Origin of the sequence: Pigmentiphaga sp. CHJ604 (assembly GCF_036972535.1) — a bacterium.
Lineage (GTDB): Bacteria > Pseudomonadota > Gammaproteobacteria > Burkholderiales > Burkholderiaceae_B > Pigmentiphaga > Pigmentiphaga daeguensis.
Genome location: NZ_CP136998.1, coordinates 2225624 through 2242158 on the forward strand (window position 1 = coordinate 2225624; position 16535 = coordinate 2242158).

19 protein-coding genes and 1 tRNA gene are annotated in these 16535 nt (G+C 66.3%); 10 read left to right on the forward strand and 10 right to left on the reverse strand.

Going from position 1 to position 16535, the window contains the following annotated elements:
- Positions 1 to 48: 48 nt before the first annotated feature.
- Both R4823_RS10720 and R4823_RS10725 read right to left on the reverse strand, forming a co-directional pair.
- Positions 49 to 333, reverse strand: a complete 285-nt coding sequence (locus tag R4823_RS10720; RefSeq protein WP_132979992.1) for a hypothetical protein — start codon at positions 331 to 333, stop codon at positions 49 to 51.
- Between the two features lie 103 nt (positions 334 to 436).
- The gene (locus tag R4823_RS10725) at positions 437 to 637 is read right to left on the reverse strand and encodes a hypothetical protein (RefSeq protein WP_132979993.1); all 201 of its coding nucleotides are present in this window, start codon (positions 635 to 637) and stop codon (positions 437 to 439) included.
- Between the two features lie 166 nt (positions 638 to 803).
- Between R4823_RS10725 and R4823_RS10730 the strand changes: the two genes are divergently transcribed.
- Positions 804 to 1163: a hypothetical protein gene (locus R4823_RS10730; RefSeq protein ID WP_132979994.1), complete on the forward strand. Its 360-nt coding sequence runs from the start codon at positions 804 to 806 to the stop codon at positions 1161 to 1163.
- A 41-nt stretch (positions 1164 to 1204) separates the two neighbouring features.
- The gene (locus tag R4823_RS10735) at positions 1205 to 1594 is read left to right on the forward strand and encodes a response regulator (RefSeq protein ID WP_132979995.1); all 390 of its coding nucleotides are present in this window, start codon (positions 1205 to 1207) and stop codon (positions 1592 to 1594) included.
- Here the strand turns inward: R4823_RS10735 and R4823_RS10740 are convergent.
- The 3 genes from R4823_RS10740 to R4823_RS10750 form a co-directional block, all read right to left on the reverse strand.
- Positions 1591 to 2784, reverse strand: coding sequence for an MFS transporter (locus R4823_RS10740; RefSeq protein ID WP_087839391.1), 1194 nt, complete (start codon positions 2782 to 2784; stop codon positions 1591 to 1593). The two genes, R4823_RS10735 and R4823_RS10740, sit on opposite strands and share 4 nt — an antisense overlap.
- Positions 2785 to 3160: 376 nt before the next feature.
- Positions 3161 to 3640 carry a GNAT family N-acetyltransferase gene (locus R4823_RS10745; protein ID WP_087839393.1) on the reverse strand — a complete coding sequence of 160 codons (480 nt, stop codon included), beginning with the start codon at positions 3638 to 3640 and terminating at the stop codon, positions 3161 to 3163.
- Between the two features lie 140 nt (positions 3641 to 3780).
- A complete protein-coding gene (locus R4823_RS10750; protein ID WP_087839394.1) occupies positions 3781 to 4773 on the reverse strand; it encodes a LysR family transcriptional regulator in 993 nt (330 codons plus the stop codon).
- A 145-nt stretch (positions 4774 to 4918) separates the two neighbouring features.
- Here R4823_RS10750 and R4823_RS10755 point away from each other — a divergent pair, with 145 nt between their 5' ends.
- Genes R4823_RS10755 through R4823_RS10765 form a run of 3 tightly spaced genes read left to right on the forward strand, consistent with a single transcriptional unit; the run spans position 4919 to position 8077 of the window.
- The gene (locus R4823_RS10755; RefSeq protein ID WP_338618603.1) at positions 4919 to 5959 is read left to right on the forward strand and encodes a 2-oxoglutarate and iron-dependent oxygenase domain-containing protein; all 1041 of its coding nucleotides are present in this window, start codon (positions 4919 to 4921) and stop codon (positions 5957 to 5959) included.
- 46 nt (positions 5960 to 6005) lie between these two features.
- Positions 6006 to 6962, forward strand: coding sequence for a tripartite tricarboxylate transporter substrate binding protein (locus R4823_RS10760; protein ID WP_338618604.1), 957 nt, complete (start codon positions 6006 to 6008; stop codon positions 6960 to 6962).
- A 53-nt stretch (positions 6963 to 7015) separates the two neighbouring features.
- Positions 7016 to 8077: a porin gene (locus tag R4823_RS10765; RefSeq protein WP_279819268.1), complete on the forward strand. Its 1062-nt coding sequence runs from the start codon at positions 7016 to 7018 to the stop codon at positions 8075 to 8077.
- A 50-nt stretch (positions 8078 to 8127) separates the two neighbouring features.
- On the opposite strand, the gene R4823_RS10770 is transcribed toward R4823_RS10765, so the two are convergent.
- Positions 8128 to 9090, reverse strand: coding sequence for a tripartite tricarboxylate transporter substrate binding protein (locus R4823_RS10770; protein WP_087839398.1), 963 nt, complete (start codon positions 9088 to 9090; stop codon positions 8128 to 8130).
- A 38-nt stretch (positions 9091 to 9128) separates the two neighbouring features.
- Entirely contained in the window at positions 9129 to 10118 is a 990-nt protein-coding gene (locus R4823_RS10775; protein WP_279819264.1) for a dihydrodipicolinate synthase family protein, read from the reverse strand.
- 177 nt (positions 10119 to 10295) lie between these two features.
- Here R4823_RS10775 and R4823_RS10780 point away from each other — a divergent pair, with 177 nt between their 5' ends.
- Positions 10296 to 10919, forward strand: coding sequence for a TetR/AcrR family transcriptional regulator (locus R4823_RS10780; RefSeq protein WP_176400766.1), 624 nt, complete (start codon positions 10296 to 10298; stop codon positions 10917 to 10919).
- 110 nt (positions 10920 to 11029) lie between these two features.
- On the opposite strand, the gene R4823_RS10785 is transcribed toward R4823_RS10780, so the two are convergent.
- The 3 genes from R4823_RS10785 to R4823_RS10795 are packed head-to-tail and all read right to left on the reverse strand — an operon-like array spanning position 11030 to position 13506.
- Positions 11030 to 12019 (reverse strand): tripartite tricarboxylate transporter substrate binding protein, encoded by a 990-nt coding sequence (locus R4823_RS10785; protein WP_338618605.1) that lies wholly within the window; start codon positions 12017 to 12019, stop codon positions 11030 to 11032.
- A gap of 28 nt (positions 12020 to 12047) precedes the next feature.
- Positions 12048 to 13043: an amidohydrolase family protein gene (locus R4823_RS10790; RefSeq protein WP_338618607.1), complete on the reverse strand. Its 996-nt coding sequence runs from the start codon at positions 13041 to 13043 to the stop codon at positions 12048 to 12050.
- Positions 13044 to 13089: 46 nt separating this feature from the next.
- Positions 13090 to 13506, reverse strand: a complete 417-nt coding sequence (locus R4823_RS10795) for a RidA family protein (RefSeq protein ID WP_087839401.1) — start codon at positions 13504 to 13506, stop codon at positions 13090 to 13092.
- 239 nt (positions 13507 to 13745) lie between these two features.
- Here R4823_RS10795 and R4823_RS10800 point away from each other — a divergent pair, with 239 nt between their 5' ends.
- From R4823_RS10800 to R4823_RS10815, 4 genes are all read left to right on the forward strand, one after another.
- On the forward strand, positions 13746 to 14723 hold the full coding sequence (locus tag R4823_RS10800) for an NAD(P)H-quinone oxidoreductase (protein ID WP_087839402.1): 978 nt from the start codon (positions 13746 to 13748) through the stop codon (positions 14721 to 14723).
- A 124-nt stretch (positions 14724 to 14847) separates the two neighbouring features.
- The gene (tpiA, locus tag R4823_RS10805; RefSeq protein ID WP_338618608.1) at positions 14848 to 15627 is read left to right on the forward strand and encodes a triose-phosphate isomerase; all 780 of its coding nucleotides are present in this window, start codon (positions 14848 to 14850) and stop codon (positions 15625 to 15627) included.
- Positions 15628 to 16044, forward strand: a complete 417-nt coding sequence (secG, locus tag R4823_RS10810) for a preprotein translocase subunit SecG (RefSeq protein WP_087839404.1) — start codon at positions 15628 to 15630, stop codon at positions 16042 to 16044.
- 52 nt (positions 16045 to 16096) lie between these two features.
- Positions 16097 to 16181: transfer RNA gene (locus tag R4823_RS10815), tRNA-Leu, on the forward strand.
- The last annotated feature ends 354 nt before the right edge of the window (positions 16182 to 16535 follow it).

A 16535-nucleotide genomic window follows, 5' to 3' on the forward strand; every position in this document is an offset into this window, starting at 1 on the left:
CATCATGCCATATTTCGAGGCGGCCGGCGTAGCCCGGCCGGTGGGCCGTCAGCGCAGGGTGTAGCCCTTGGCGCGCATGCAGTCGTTGGCCATGCCCGACTGGCGTTCGGCGTTGGCCAAGCCGTCGCTCACGCCGGATCCGCCGCCGGCATTGATGCCGCGGTACGAGGGGGTGCTCGAGCCCGGCGAATTGATGCGAGCCTGGCGTTCGCACTGGATGCGGTCGCGCTCGGCCTGGTCGGCCGAGGAGGTCTCGCGGTACCAGGAAGTGGGGCTGGAGGCACACGCGGTCAGCGCCAGCACGCAGAGCAGGGCGGCGGGGTTCTTGTTCATGATGTTCTGTTCCGTTTGAGGCCCCTGGGGCGTGGCCCGCATCGCGGGGAATGCATCAATTGTATTCAAACGCGAAGGCGCGCGGAACGAGGGGCGGAGTCTGTCAGACCTCGTCGTCGTACTCGAGTTCGGACAGCCGGCGCCGCAGCGCTCGGGCGTCCACCTCGGTGGCGTGGTAGTTCAGCGGCAGCTGGCGCAGTTCGCCGTCGTAGGGATCGCCGTCCGCCGCGTCGTTCAGCGACAGTTCGAATACGGCAAGGCGGCGCTGCCTGAGCTGGCGCATGTATTGAAGAATGTTTTTCATGAATGGGGATGGTTGCGGTTCCGCGGACCGCCTGGACACGATGCGCTATGCTCCCTGCGTTATAGACGCTTTCGGCGGGACTGGCTAGCGCCGGCGCGGCGGCTTGCCCCGGGGCCGCGCCGGGTATGCGGCTTGCTGAGCGAGGCATCCGGACAGGAGATACCGCATGACTACCGCTCCCCACGACGGTTCGGCCCCGCATCATGCCTATCGGCTCTACGCGGCAGGAGACGGCTTGTATGCGCGGGACGGCGCCGGCAAGGCGGTTCGCCTGGGCGCCGTGTCCGAGCGGGACGGCGTGCTGGGCTATCGGCTGGAAGTGGACGATCTGCGGGCCGAGGGGTTCCTGACCTCGGAAAAGCTCTTGCAAGACGTGGCGGCCAAACTGGCCTATGCGTCGCTGCACCGGTTCTTCGGCGCGGCTCCGGCCACGCCGATCCAGGAGGGCGAGGCCAATTTGCCGTGCCTGCTGTTGGAGAACGAGGAGCCCGGCAATTATCCGCCGGCTGGCAGCGCGGCCGAGTAAGAGGCCGGCGCGCCCGTCCGCAAGTACGTCAGGAGGACGGAGTGGGACAGATTATGCCTTGCCGGGTGCTGGTCGTGGACAACTACGTCAGCGCCGCCGAAGCGCTGGCCGAAGCCTGCGGCCGGTTTCATGAAGTCAGGTACGCCGACGGCGGTTCGGCGGCGATGGAGGTGGCACTGGACTGGCGGCCAGACGTCATGGTCCTGGACATCGACATGCCGCCGCCGAACGGATTGGAGGTGGCCACCATGATCCGGGACATCTCGCACCTGAAGCCCGTCACGCTGATCGCGGTGACCGGCCGCAGCGCGGCCTTCGGGCAGGAAGAGGCCATCGCGCACGGTTTCGATGACTACCTGACCAAGCCGGTGGATATCGACAGGCTGTTGTCGGTGATCGCTGCGGCCCGCCGGTTGCCGGCGGATACCTAGACGGTCCGCGCGCGGCCCGCGCCGTAGGCCACCCATGCCTGCGCGCCGGCCATCGCCACCATCAGGCCCAGCGCCGGCAGCCAGCTGCCGGTCCAATCGCGCAGCACGCCGCACACGACCGGACCGGTCGCGCCTATCAGGTAGCCCAGGCTTTGCGCCATGCCCGACAGCGAGGCCGCCTGCTGCGTGGAGGCGGCACGCAGGCTGATATAGGCGAGCGACAGCATCAGGCTGCTGCCCAGACCCGCGCCGGCCACGCATATCCAGACGATGGTCCAGGCCGGCAGCAGCGCCATACCCGCGAAGCCCGCCACGCACAGCAGCGAGATGGCCAGCCCGAGGACTTTCTGGTCGCGGACCCGGCCCGACACCCAGGATGTCGCGATATTGCCCAGCAGGGCGGCCAACTGCATCAGCGACACCATCCATCCGGCCTGGCCGGGACTCATGCCGGTCTCGTGCAGCATCGAGGGCAGCCAGGCCACGAGTATGTAGAAATTGAAGGCCTGGATGCCCGTGAACAGGGTGACCTGCCACGCCAGCCACGAACGCCAGACATTCGCGGTTTTCGGGGTGTGGGCGCTGGCCGCGGCGGGCGCCGCGGCATGGTTGCGCGAACGCGCCAGCCAGACCAGGGCCGCGGGAATCGTGATGACCAGCACGCAGGCCAGGGACGTACGCCAGCCGCCGGGCAGGTTGTCCGCCAGCGGTACCGCCACGCCCGCCGCGGTGCCGGATACGAGGGTCATCACGACCGAGTACAGGCCGGTGAGCGGGCCGATGCGTTGCGGGAACTCGCGCTTGACCAGCGCCGGCAGCATCACGTTGCCGACGGCGATGGCGATGCCGCCTATCGCCGTACCGATGAACAGAGGCGCGATGCCGGGCATCGAGCGCACGGCGATGCCGACGCACAGTGCGACCATGGCGGCGAACAGCGCGCGCTCGAGCCCCAGCTGGCGGCCCACGGCGGGCGCGACCACGGAGAACAGGCCGAACGCCAGCAGCGGCAGCGTATTGAGCAGCCCCGCGCTGCCCGCGTCCAGGCCGGTGGAGGCGCGGATATGGCCGAGCAGGGGGCCGACGCCGGTCAGCGGCGCGCGCAGCGTCGCCGCCACCAGCAGGATGCCCAGGAGGGCCATGGCGGGCGTGACGGCGCGGGACAAGGCTGGGTGGGGTGCTGAGCTCATGACTTGGTGTCGGACGATGCGCTGGCGTATAAAACATGCTGGAAGGATCGGATACGCCCAGGGCGGATGAACGGAGACGCGCCATGCCACATCGACTCGCTGCGGGAACGACGCCGCTGGCCACCCGGGACGGCGTGCGTTTCACGCTTTTCCACGAGACTCGCGGGCCCCAGGTCTACGAGGTCGATGCATAGGTCCTGCGCACCTGCTTCGGGGCGCCAGACGACCGCGTCGATCATCTGCTGACCGCCTACCTGGCGGGACAGGCCGAGATCCACGACGTCGCCGCGGGAGTGCCGGGCGGGCCGCACGGATCGGTCACGCGCCTTGGCCCCGAGGACTTCGCGGGCCGCCAGGCCTGACCTCGCGCCGGCCTTCAAGCCGCTCCCGCCGGCGGTTCGGCCGGCAGGTCCGGCGCGCGATCGTCCAGGCGCAGGCTCATCAGCACGTGCACGATGCCGGCCTCCAGGAATTCGTCTCCTTCGGCCTGGAAGCCGCGCGTTTCGTAGAACGCCTGGGCCCGCGTCTGCGCGTGCAGCAGCAGGCGGCCGTGCCCGCGCCGCCGGGCCTCGTCGATCAGGGCATCCAGGATGGAGCCGCCCACGCCCAGCCCGCGTCCGTGGCGGTGGACGGCCATGCGGCCGATGTGTCCGTCCGGCAGCAGCCGGCCCGTGCCCAGGGGCGTGCCGTCGGCGTCGTAGGCGACCGCATGCAGCGAGATCGCGTCGGCAGCATCGTATTCGAGTTTCAGCGGGACCGATTGCTCGTGGACGAAGACGGCCTGGCGGATGGACGAGGCGTCGTGTCTCAGGTCGTCCCAGGCGCCGACGACGAGGCGGATGCCGGGCCGGGTCATGCCGGCAGGCGCGGGGCGGGCGCCCGCGTGGAAACAGGGGAAAAAGGAAGCGGGGGCGTTGCGTGTGGTGTCATGCCGGCAAGAGGGCCGCGGCCAGTGCGGGTGCAAAGCCTCTAGCTTAGACCATCCTGGTGATCCCATCACTTGGCCGGGCGCGCATTTGCGCGGGGCCGGCGCGCTCCTTTCGCGCGCAGCCGGTCCACCACCGCGTCGAAGGCCCGCAGCTGCCGGCGTATCTCCGCCTGGCCGTGGTCGGCCAGGAAGTCCTGGAAGGCCGATGCAACGGGCGGGAGGCGGGCGGTGGACAGGTGCAGCACGTACCAATCGTGTTCGACCGGGTTGCCGGGCAGCGGCAAGAGGCCGATCAGGCCCGCCTGGAATTCCAGGGCGCAGGCATGCAGGGACAGGAAGCCTATGCCCAGGCCCGCCGCCACCATCTGCTTGATGGCTTCGTTGCTGGACAGCTCCGATCCGGGCGAGAACCGCAGTCCGGCTTCCTTGAACAGCCGCTCCGCCGTGTTGTGGGCGCCCGAGCCATGTTCGCGCACGAGGATGTTCTCGCCCGAGAGGTCGCGCAGTGCCAGGTCCCGCCTGGCCATCAGCGGATGATGGGGCGAGGCGATGAAGGCCATCGGATGCTTGGCGAAAGCCCGCGATTCCGTGCGCACGTCGCCCGGAGGCTTGCCCATGATGGCGATGTCGATTTCATGGCGGGTCAGCATGCGTACCACTTCTTCGCGGTTACCCACGCTGAGCTTGACCTTCACGCCGGGCCGGCCGGTGTTGAAGGCCACGAGCAGCGGGGGCAACAGGTACTCGGCGGTGATCAGCGCCCCCACGCGCAGCGTGCCGGCCAACTGGCCCTTCAGGCTGGCGACTTCGTCCGAGGCGTGGCGCCAGAGCTCGAGGATCTGGCTGGCGTAGCCGGCCACGACTTCGCCGGCGGGCGTGAGCAGCAGGCCGCGCCCGGAGCGCTGGACCAGCGCGGCGCCGGCGGCTTCCTCGAGCAGGCGCAATTGCAGCGATACCGTGGGCTGGGTCAGGTGCAGCGCCTGGGCTGCGCGCGAGACGCCGCCCAGGCGCGCGACGGCGTCGATGGCGGTGAGCTGGCGGAACGTCGTGGTCTTGTACATCGTGGCGGCCTCGGCGGATGTTTCATAGAAGATAACCTATGGGATGAACTTATTTTTTAATTTTTAAATATATCTCCACGAACTTAAAGTTCTTCGCATGGACATCGAACCAGGCGCCACCAGGGCGCCATCCGTGGAGACGAACATGCTGCCCGCCACCCGCAAGCTGGATTTTTCCGAAGTGCCCGTCATCGACATGTCGCCCGAAAGATTCGCGACGCCCCAGTCCCGGAAGCGCCTGGCCGACGAACTGGCCGAGGCCTGCGCCACCGTCGGTTTTCTGTACCTGAAAAACCATCCGATCCCGCAGGCGCAGATCGACGGCGTCTTCGAGGCCGCCAAGGCGTTCTTCGCGTTGCCGCAGGCGGCCAAGGACGCGGTGTCGATGGCCAGGAACCATCATTTCCAGGGTTATCTGCCCATGCTGACGAAGGGGGAGGGCAACGCCGAGCGCGGCGGGGTGATCACCGCCAACAAGCAGGAGGCCTTCCAGTTCCGCCGGCCGCTCGATCCCGACGACCCGGACCTGCTGACCGGCGCGCGCCTGGCCGGAACCATTCCCTGGCCCCGTGAACTGCCGGCGCTCAAGGAGGTGCTGCTGGCCTATCACGCCCGCATGTGCCGGTTCGGCGAAAGCATGATCGAGCTGTTCGAGCTTGGCCTGGACCTGCCCAGGGACGCCATTCGCCAGCATTTTCGCAAGGACATGAACGCGCTGCGCATCATCCACTACCCGCCGCAGCAGGTGGATGAATCCGGCGCCCACCTGGGGACCCGCGCCCATACCGACACGGACGCGTTCACCTTTGTCTACCAGGACGCGACCGGCGGCCTGGAGATCCGCAACCGGGATGGGGAATGGATAGGCGTGCCGCCGATTCCCGGCACCTATGTGCTGAACATCGGCGAGGTCATGAAGGTCTGGACCGACGGGGTCTTCTCGTCCACGCCGCACCGGGTCATCAACCGCTATGGGAAGGAGCGCTATTCGGTGCCATTCTTCATGTTCCCCACTTACGACGAAGTGATCGCGCCCAAGATCCGCAACCCCGACCCGTCCAATGTGGCGCCCGAGGATTTCCATACCTCCATGCCGCGGGACAAGCCTTTCGTCTGGGGCGAGTTCAAGAAGGCCAATTACGCCCGCATCAATCCCACTGCCCCGGAGCGCGCCATGGCGGATTAGAGGCGGGGGAGGAGACACGTGATCGTGGTCAGCCAAGGAGATTCCCGTGCGCTTGTCGAGATTGTTGTGGATGGTCGTATTGTTCTCCTGTGCCGGCGCATCGCTGGCCCAGGCATATCCGGACCGGCCCTTGCGCCTGATCGTGCCTTTCGGGGCGGGCGGCAATTCGGATTTCGCCGCCCGGCAGATCGGCAAGAACCTGGGCGAGGCGCTGGGCCAGACGGTGGTCGTGGAGAATCGCGGGGGCGCCGGCGGCGTCCTGGGTGTCAAGGAAATGCTGGGCTATCCGGCCGACGGCTACACGCTGCTGCTGGGTACCGTCGGTACGCAGATCGTCGATCCCCTGCTGTACAAGAGCCTGCCCTACGATCCGGACAAGCAGCTCGCGCCGGTGGGCCTGGCCACGAACACGCCTTCGGTGCTGGTCGTGCGGGCCAGCCTGCCGGTGCGGAGCCTGGATGAACTGGTCGCCTATGCGCGAGCCCGGCCCGGGGTGTTGAACTATGGCGCGGCGGGAACCCTGCACCTGGGCATGGAGACGCTGAAGGCGAGCTATGGCCTGGACATCGTCAAGGTCCCGTACAAGGGAAGCGGCGAATCGGTCACGGCCGTCGCCGGCGGCCAGATCGACGTGCTGATGGACAGCAGCCAGGTGGTCGGCCCGCAAGTGGCCGCCGGCAAGCTGCGCGCGCTGGCCGTCATGTCCGACCAGCCGCTGGCTTCCGTACCGGGCGTGCCGACGACCGCGCAACTGGGCGTGCCTGACCTGAAGGCGGGCAACTGGACCGCGCTGTATGTGGCGGCGGGCACGCCGGCGGCCATCCAGGAAACCTTGAGCCGCGCCTTGCAGAAGGTCGTCGCCTCGGCCGAGCTGAAGGCCCGGCTGGCCGAGTACGGCACCCAGCTCTACAAGGGTTCGCCCGAGGAATACCGCGCCTTCATCGCCGCCGACAAAGCCAAGGTCCGCCGCCTGGTCGAGATCGCCGGACTTCAGGCGCAATAGCCGCGTTCCGGCGCAGCTTGCCCGCGCCGCCCATTCCTCTATTGGAGAAATCGATGACCACGATGCGGTCTCTTGCCGGCGTCGCGCTGGCCGTCGTCCCCTGCGCCGCCGCGTTGGGCCAGGGCAGCGTGACGATGTACGGGATTTTCGATAATGGCTACCTGTCCGACAAGACTCAGGGCAAGGGTACGATCAATGCGATCAATCCCTCGCTCAGCGTGGCCTCGCGCTGGGGGCTGCGCGGCACCGAGGACCTGGGCAACGGCTGGAAGGCCAACTTCGTGCTGGAGAACGGCTTCACGGGCGACAACGGGCAGCAGGCTTTCGGGCGACTGTTCGGCCGGGCCAGCCATGTGGGGCTGTCGAACCGGCAACTCGGCGAGATCCAGCTTGGGCGGATGGCCAATCTCGGGCTGCTGTTCACCGCCGGCATGATGAGCCCGTTCGGGCCCAGTTTCCAGCAGGCCGCGGTGACCACGACCGCCGCCTACAACACCGGCGATTTCGGCACCACCGCGCGGGTCAACAACGCCGTCTACTATTTTTCGCCCCGCTGGGCGGGCATGCAGGCCGGCCTGGGCTACAGCGTGCAGACGGCAGATGCCGAAATCGCCGGCGGCAGCCGCAACAACCGGATGGCGGACCTGGGACTGCGATACGACGGCGGCCGCTTCAAGGCGGCGGTCAGCTACCAGTACGTCATGCCCGCCAGCACCGCCGGTGCGCGGGGCAAGCCCAGCAACCTGCAGGTGGGCGTGAACCATGACTTCGGCGCGTTCACCCTCTACGGCGGATACGGCCGGCTGAACGATCCGACGGTGGATCCGGGGGCCAACGGGGCGACCCATTTCGCGGCCACGCACGATCGCGACCATGCCTATCAGGTTGGCGTGAAGGTGCCGGTGGGAGCGGGGAGGGTGCTGCTGGGATACCAGCGGACGACCGGTTCGAAGATCGAGAACTACGGCCTGGCCTATGTCTACGACCTGTCCAGGCGGACCTGGCTGTACGTGTACGCCAACCGGACCGAGTTTCGGCTTTTCTCCGCGGCGGGAGCGACGGCGGGCGATGCCTGGCGCAGGCAGATCGCGATGGGGATCGCGCACCGGTTCTGACCGGTGCGCGGAATGCGTCTTGGTCGATGCGGACGTCTGGACGGGCACGGCTAGTCTTTCAGCTTCAACTCGTCCAGCAGGCGCCCCTTTGAAGCATGATCGGCCGCCACCCGCCGGCTGAACGCCGGCCTATCCAGATACGTGGCAGTCTGCTGCAACTGGTCCGCCATTTGTTGATAGGAGGGGCTGCTGACGATGTCGCGGCATGCTCCTTCGAGCGTGACGAGTACGTCTTGCGGCACGTCCTTGCGTATAAAGATGCCGCCATAGGTGGATGAGTGGACCTTGGAGCCCAATTCGGCGGTCGTCGGCACGTCGGGGAACTCCTTGGTCCGCGCCGTACTGAACACGACGAGCGGTCGGTAGTTGTGCTGGAGCAGCACTGAGGTGGTGACGAGCCCTCCGTCGATCTGTCCCGAGGTGAGATCCGGGAGCAAGGCCGTCTCGCCACGATAGGAAATTTCGGTTGCTCGGACGTTGAGGTCCCGCAGGAATTCCTCCGTCATCAAGTGCGGAGCTGAACCTATGCCCGAATGTCCGTAGCTGAATCGGCCGGGATCCTTCTTCAGCCTGTCGACCAGTGCCCGGATATCTTTAATGTCCGAGCCAGGCGACGCGGCGAGATAGAAAATGTTCTCGAACGTCTGGCATAGCGGTACGAACGATTCGAGTGTGTAGCCGGCATTCTTGTGACGATGGGTCTGTATCGACAGCGGCGTCGCCGGCGTGAAGGCCAGGGTATAACCGTCGGCAGGCGCGTTTGCTACATTTTGCATGGCCAACATGAGACCCGCACCCGCTTTGGTCTCCACCACCACGGGCGTCTTGAGGCGTTGGCTCAGCTGTTGCGCGAACGCTCTCGCCAAAACGTCTACGGTCGACCCGGCGGGAAGCGGCGTGACGATGTTGATAGGCTTGGTCGGGTAGGGCTGAGGGGCGGCGTGAACCGTGAGTGCCGTAGCGGCAATCCCCAACGCGGCGGACAGGCCAAGCCGGGCAAACTTGGGTCTCATGCTTGTCTCCTATTGGTGTTGTCGTTCGTTTTGTCCGATCAGGCCAGGCGCATGGCATCCTTCCTGTCGATTACCGAGAAGCCGGCTTCCTGCAGCAGCTTGTAGATGGTCTCTATCTCCGCTTTCTTAGGTGCGGGCATCGGTGGCCGCATGAAAGGATTGGGGATCAGCCCCCGCAGCCACGTCGCGACCTTGTAGCGCACGTGCAGCCGCCCCATGTCGGCTACGTATTCGTGAAGTTGCGAGAGGCCTCCCTGCCAGATCCGGCACGCGCGTTCAAGATCCCGCTGGTCCCAGGCGTCCAGGTGATCCAACATGTTTTCCATTCCGTAATTCCAGAAACCGCTGAGCGTGCCGTCGAAGAGATCCGTCGCCCGGTATTCATGGAAACGTGAAGCCAGGGCCGCCATGACCGATACGCGCCGGGGCAGCGTTCGCAAGGCTTTGCCTACGATGCGGTAGCCCTCGTAGCCATAGGTCATTTTCCAGCCCACGATATTCGGTATTTCTCGACAGATGGCCAGCGTTGCCTCGACCGGCAGGCCCGGCGTGAAGGGGGCTGCCGACCCGGAAACAGGATGAGTGATGATGGGCAGGTCGACCGCCCGGTCCTGCGCCTTGATCTGATCGGCCCAGACCTCGGGATACTTGTCCGCGTCCCAGCACGAGGTGATGTCTTGAGCTCCCCCAGGGGGGGTGACGAAAATGCCGTCCACGCCCAGCGCCTTGGCGTCTCGGGCGGTCTCGACGACTTCTGCAGTTGTCAGCGCCCACGTGCCCGCGATCAAGGGTACCGCGCCATTGTTTTCTTCGACCGCAATTTCGAGCACGCGTCTTTTTTCCTCGCGGGTCAACGTGAAAATCTCGCCCGCCTCGGGATTGATGCAGAGTCCACCCCGTGCGCGAAAGCGGTCGTTCTTCAGGAAATTCTGCAGGAATTTCCGGTACGCCGACTCGTCCACCTTGAGGTCTTCCGTAAATGGCAGTAGCACTGCTGCATAGCACACGTCACCCAGGGTTTTCTCCATCACCATCTCCATTTCCCTACAGAAATTTGTAGTGACTACAATTATGAGCACAGTCGGTTTTTGTGAAGATTGGTATTTCCACCTAATCAAGGAAGATGGCCCGGGAGAGCCGCGCAGAGGGTCTGGTATCCTGGGCGCGGCCGCTATTTAGAACCTATGGACAAGCACACTGCAGGCGTGAGCCCCAAGCTGGGACTGCGCGAGCGCAACAAGCTCGAAAAGCTCGACCGCATTCGACGCGCGGCGCAAGAATTATTCGAACAGCAAGGCTTCGATGCGACGACGACTCGGGAGATTGCCGAGCGGGCGGACGTAGGAATCGGCACCCTGTTCATGTATGCGGTGGACAAGCGGGATCTGCTGTTCCTGATTTTCAACGATGCGCTGGACGTGATGGTCGATGAAGCGTTTGCCCGGGTCGACCGGCGCAAGACATTGAGCGCGCAGGCGGCGGCGGTGTTCGCACATTTCTATCAGGTCTTTCATTCCCGCGCCGCGCTCGCCAAGATCCTGCTGCGTGAATTGGTGTTCTTTTCAGAGGGCAGGCAGGCTGCTCAGTATTTGGCGAACCGGCAGCGCATCATGGCCGGTCTGGAGGACTTGGCGAAGGAGGCGATCAGGCGGGGAAGGATCCGGACCACCGAAAGTCCGGAGCAGGTCGCAAAAGTGTTCTTTTTCCTGTATTCGGGCGAGATTCGCCTGTGGCTAAGTGCCGATGAGCCGGACCTCGCGCAGGGTATCGAAACCTTGCAGCGGACCTTCGCGTCATATGGGAGGGGACTTGGCGAGACGGTGCGTTGAGCCGACGGCGCGACGCGTGTCCATGATGTCTTACGCCACCGGCGTGGCGGAGGGCCGCAGGCCGCGGCTCAGCAGCCGCGGCCTGGATGGATGACGAAGCCCTCCTCCGGCTAGTCAATCCGTACGTCGGCCTGCTTGATGATGGCCCGGTATTTGGTGGCTTCGGCCTTGACGAAATCGGCGAAGGCTTGACCTTTCAGGTCCTTGGGCACCGCGCCCATGTTGCGGATGTTGGTCAGCACCGCTTCGTTCTTGAGCGCCGCGGCGGCGGCCGATTGCAGTTTGGCGATGGCCGGGGCCGGGGTTCCGGCCGGCACGAACAGGCCGAACCAGGCTTCGGTGTTGTAGCCCTTGAGCCCCGACTCGTTCAGCGTCGGCACGTCGGGCAACGCCGGTGAGCGCTCCAGGCTGCTGACCGCCAGCGCCCGCAGCTTGCCGGCCTGGATTTGCTGCGACACGGTCGGGATGTTGATCATCAGCGCCGAGATTTCCCCACCCATGACGGCGGTGACGGCAGGCGCCGCGCCTTTGTAGGGTACGTGCGGGATATCTATGCCGGCCATGGAGTTGAAGAGAATGGCCGAGAGGTGCGACAGGCTACCATTGCCGCCCGACCCGACGTTGAGCTTGCCGGGGTTGGCCTTAGCGTAGGCAATGAACTCGCCGATGTTCTTGACCGGCAGCGCGGGGTTGACGACCAGCACATTGGGCGCGCTGGCCAGCAACGAGACGGTGCTGAAGGCTTTTTCGGAATCATAGGGCAGCTTGCTATAGAGCCCCGGCGTGACGGCGTGGGTACTGGCGTTGCCCAGCAGCACCGTATAACCGTCGGCGGCCGCCTTGGCGGTGGTGTCCGAGGCGATGCTGCCGCCCGCGCCTGGCTTGTTTTCGATCACCAGGCTCTGACCCAACACTTCGCCCATGGCCTTGCCTACGTTGCGGGCAAGGACGTCCGATCCGTCGCCCGGGGGCGAGGGGACGATCAGGCGGATCGGCCGCTCGGGGTATTCGGCATGGGCGCTATGCGTACTCGCGCCGGCCAGGGTCAGGCCAGCGGCCATAGCGACCGATGTGCGCCGCAACGCAGTGACGAAACTCATGGCATTTCCTTGTGGGGGTGGGAAGAGGTCAGCGTACCAGGGCTTGCAGGCCGAAGAATTCGACCGCGTTGTCGGCGTAGATCGCGCGCTTGTCGGCGTCGCTGAAGCCGGGCTGTTCGGCCACCAGCTTGCCGATGGACTGTTCGCCCAGCGGGAAGGGATAGTCCGAGCCCAGCATGATGCGGTCGGTGCCCATCACGTCGGCCAGCAGGCGTAGCGCGCCCGGATCGAACACGGCCGAGTCGACGTAGAAGCGCTTGACGTATTCCGAGGGCAGGCGCGGGCAGTCCTTGCGGATGATGTCGCGATGCTTCCAGGCGTTGTCCACGCGGCCCAGCATGAAGGCGAACGAGCCGCCGCCGTGGGCGAAGCAGATCTTCAGCGATTCGGGGATGCGCTCGAAGGCGCCCGACAGGATCAGCGACAGGATGCCCAGCTGCGTTTCGGCGGGCATGGCCACGAGCCAGGGCAGCATCCATTGCTTCATGCGGTTGCCGCCCATCATGTCCCACGGATGCACCAGCAGCGGGATGCCTTCGTTTGCGCAGTGCTGCAGGAACGTGACCAGGCCCTCGTCATCGAGGTCGCGGTCGCCCAGGTGGTTGCCGATCTGCACGCCGTGGTGGCCCGTGGCCTTGGCACGCGAGGCTTCGCGGCAGGCGGCGTCGATGTCCTGCAGCGGCACCTGCGCCAGCGCGACCAGGCGCTTGGGCGCGGCGGCACAGAATTCCAGCGCCAGGTCGTTCATGCGCTGGGCCCAGGGCAGGACCTTCTCGGGCGTGAACTCGTAGCCGAACATGATGGGCGTAGCGCAGGTGATCTGGATGTCCACGCCCTGGGCGTCCATCTCGGCCAGCCGCGCCTGCGGGTCCCACAGCGCGTCGTAGACGGGGCGGAAGGGCTTGTCGGCGCGCATGATCTGGCCGGTCTTGCCGCCTTCGTCCACGCGCAGCCAGGGGGCGCGCTCGGCGTTCAGGGCGGCGGCTTCTTCCCGTGTGATGCGCGGGAAGTGGTGTGCGTGCATGTCGATTTTCATGATGGGCTTGATGTCTGGTGTTGTCGTGGCGGGATCAGAGCGGCTTGTAGGCGACCGCCTTGATCTCGATGCGCAGGTGCGGGTGGGGCAACTGGTGCACGGCCACCGTGGTGCGGGCCGGGCCGTCGTAGTCGAAGAATTCGCCGTAGACCTCGTTGTAGCCACCGAAGTCGCTCATGTCGACCAGGAAGGTGCCGATCTCGACGACGTCGGACAGCGAGGCCCCGGCGGTGCCCAGGATGTCGCGGATGTTTTCCAGTACCGCGCGGGTCTGGGCGCGGATGTCGAACTTGGTCGTGCCCATGGCGTCCACTTCCACGCCGGCCAGCGAATTGTCGGAACGGCGCGAACTGGTGCCCGAGACGAACAGGAAATCGCCGGCGCGCTTGATGTGGGGATACTTGCCGCGGGGAGTGGCCTTGCCTTCGACGACTTTGGCTTGTGTGCTCATGTCTACTCTCTGGTGGGGATGCGCCCGGAGGGGATGCGGGCGGAATACTGACCGGTGCAAGTCTAGGCAATCCTTTACCGAAAAGAGAATGAATTTATCCGTCGCCGGTATTCGACTTGGCTATGGTGGCTCCACGGAGGACGCATGCCGCTTCGCGGGCCCCAAGACCCTGATAGGAGTAGGGGTGGCATAGCCGTATATGATGACCGCCTTCAGACCAGAAAACGGGAAGCCGCGCCATGATCGCCATCGAAATCTCCCGCCCCGGCGGGCCCGAAGTCCTGCAAGCCGCCGAGCGCCCCACGCCAGTGCCCGGCGCCGGCGAAATCCTGATCCAGGTTGCCGCCGCCGGCGTCAACCGGCCCGACGTGGCGCAGCGCCGCGGCACCTACCCACCGCCTCCGGGCGCCTCCGACCTGCCCGGGCTGGAAGTGGCCGGCACCGTGGCCGCGCTGGGCGAGGGCGCCTCCGGTTTCGCCGTGGGCGACGCGGTCTGCGCGCTGGTCAATGGCGGTGGCTACGCCGAATACTGCACCGTGCCGGCCACCCAGTGCCTGCCCGTGCCCAAGGGGCTGAGCATGGTCGAGGCCGCCGGCCTGCCCGAGACCTACTTCACCGTATGGAGCAACGTCTTCATGCGCGGCCGGCTGTCGGGGCAGGAATCGCTGCTGGTGCACGGCGGCGCGAGCGGCATCGGCACCACGGCCGTGCAACTGGCCAAGGCCCTGGGCCATCCGGTGTATGCCACGGTGGGCAGCGACGAGCGCGTCGCCGCCGTCGAGAAACTCGGCGCGACCGCCGGGATCAACTACCGCACCCAGGATTTCGTGCAGGAAATCAAGCGCCTGACCGACGGCCGGGGCGTGGACGTGATCCTGGACATGGTGGCCGGCGACTACGTCGCCCGTGACATCCATTGCCTGGCCGAGGACGGCCGCATCGTGCTGATCGCGCTGCTGGGCGGCGCGAAGGGCGAGATCGACTTTGCCCGCGTGCTGAGCCGGCGCCTGACCATCACCGGCTCCACGCTGCGCCCGCGCTCGGCCCAGTTCAAGGGCGAGGTCGCCGCCGCGCTGCGCCAGAACGTCTGGCCGCTGTTCGAGTCCGGGCGGCTGAAGCCCGTGGTCTATGCCACCTTCCCGCTGCGCGAGGCGGACAAGGCCCATGCCATGATGGAGTCGGGCGAGCATGTCGGCAAGATCGTGCTGACGGTTTAGCCCCTACGCGCTTCGCACGCCCGGCATTTTTTACGACATTGGCTGCAGCGGTGCGCTGGAGCCGATACAATCGAGGTTTTGCCCGCATATTTTTGTCCACGCGGGCATTTTTCGATTCTTGTCGATGGCAACTAAACAGAATATCCGCCGCCTGGTGCTCGGCAACTGGAAGATGCACGGCAGCCTGGCCGCCAACGGCCAGCTGCTCTCGGCCATACGCAGCGGCTGGAACCAGTCCTCCGGCGCCGCCGCCTGCGACGTCGGCGTCTGCGTGCCGTTTCCCTACCTGGCCCAGGCCGAATCCGCGCTGACCGACTCCGATATCGCCTGGGGCGCCCAGGACATCAGCGTCCACCAGCAGGGTGCCTATACCGGCGAGGTTTCCGGCGCCATGCTGTCCGAATTCGGTTGCCGCTACGTGCTGGCGGGCCATTCCGAGCGGCGCAGCCTGCATGGCGAAACCAGCCGGCTGGTGGCGGACAAGGCCAAGGCCGCGCTGGCCGCCGGCCTGACTCCCGTCGTGTGCGTGGGCGAGACCCTGGCCGAGCGCGAAGCCGGCCGCACCCTGGCCGTCATCGACGAACAGCTCGAGCCCGTGCTGGCCCTGGGCCGCGAAGCCGTGGCCGCCATGGTCATCGCCTACGAGCCAGTCTGGGCGATCGGCACCGGCAAGACCGCCAGCCCCGAACAGGCCCAGGAAGTGCATGCCGCCATCCGGGCCGCGCTGCGGGGCGTCGACTGCGCCGGCGTGCGCGTGCTGTACGGCGGCAGCGTCAAGGCGGCCAACGCGGCCGAGCTGTTCGCCATGCCCGACATCGATGGCGGCCTGATAGGCGGCGCCTCGCTGGTGGCCGAAGACTTCCTGCGCATCGCCGAGGCGGGCGCGACAACCCGGAGTGCTTGAATGTCCGTAATGCTTACCGTCCTGCTGATCGTGCAGGTCATTTCCGCCCTGACGATCATCGTCCTGGTCCTGCTGCAACAGGGCAAGGGCGCCGACATGGGCTCCGCCTTCGGCGGCGGCTCCGCCGGCAGCCTGTTCGGTGCCGCCGGCGCGGCCAACTTCCTGTCGCGCACCACCAAGTGGGCGGCGGTCGTCTTCTTCATTTCCACCGCCGCGCTGGCCTACCTGGGTCGTCCGGCCCCCGCCGCCTCGCAGGGCGGTGTGATGGAGAACCATCCCAGCGACCTGTCGGTGCCCGCCGTTCCCGGCAGTACGCCCGCACCGGCTCCGGCCGCGCCCGACGCGTCGGTCCCGTCCGTGCCCGCTACCCCGCCGGCCGCGCCCGCGCAGCCCGAGGCACCCGCGCAGAAAAACTAAGGCAGTTTCTCTGAGGGGCCCGCAAATGTTATATACTAGCGGGCTCACGCAAGCCGTCGTGGTGAAATTGGTAGACACGCTATCTTGAGGGGGTAGTGGCGAAAGCTGTGCGAGTTCGAGTCTCGCCGACGGCACCAGGATTTTTCCAGGCCATCCCTGGCATATCAAAAACCCGCACATTCCTTACGAGATGTGCGGGTTTTTTTGCCGCCGGGCCGCCCCAAGGCAAAAAAGCGCCCCCTCGGGGGGCAGCGCCGCCGCGTAGCGGCAAGCGTGGGGGCATTTTTTGCCGCCGGGCCGCCCCAAGGCAAAAAAGCGCCCCCTCGGGGGGCAGCGCCGCCGCGTAGCGGCAAGCGTGGGAGCCTTTCTTGCCGTCACGGGATGTTCGCCTACAGCCGCTCCCCGGCAGCTGGCTGGCCTGTGCCACCCGGTCGGCTAACTGGGCCTGGCTGGACTGGCCATCGTGCGAGTTCCATTTGACCGCGCCCTTG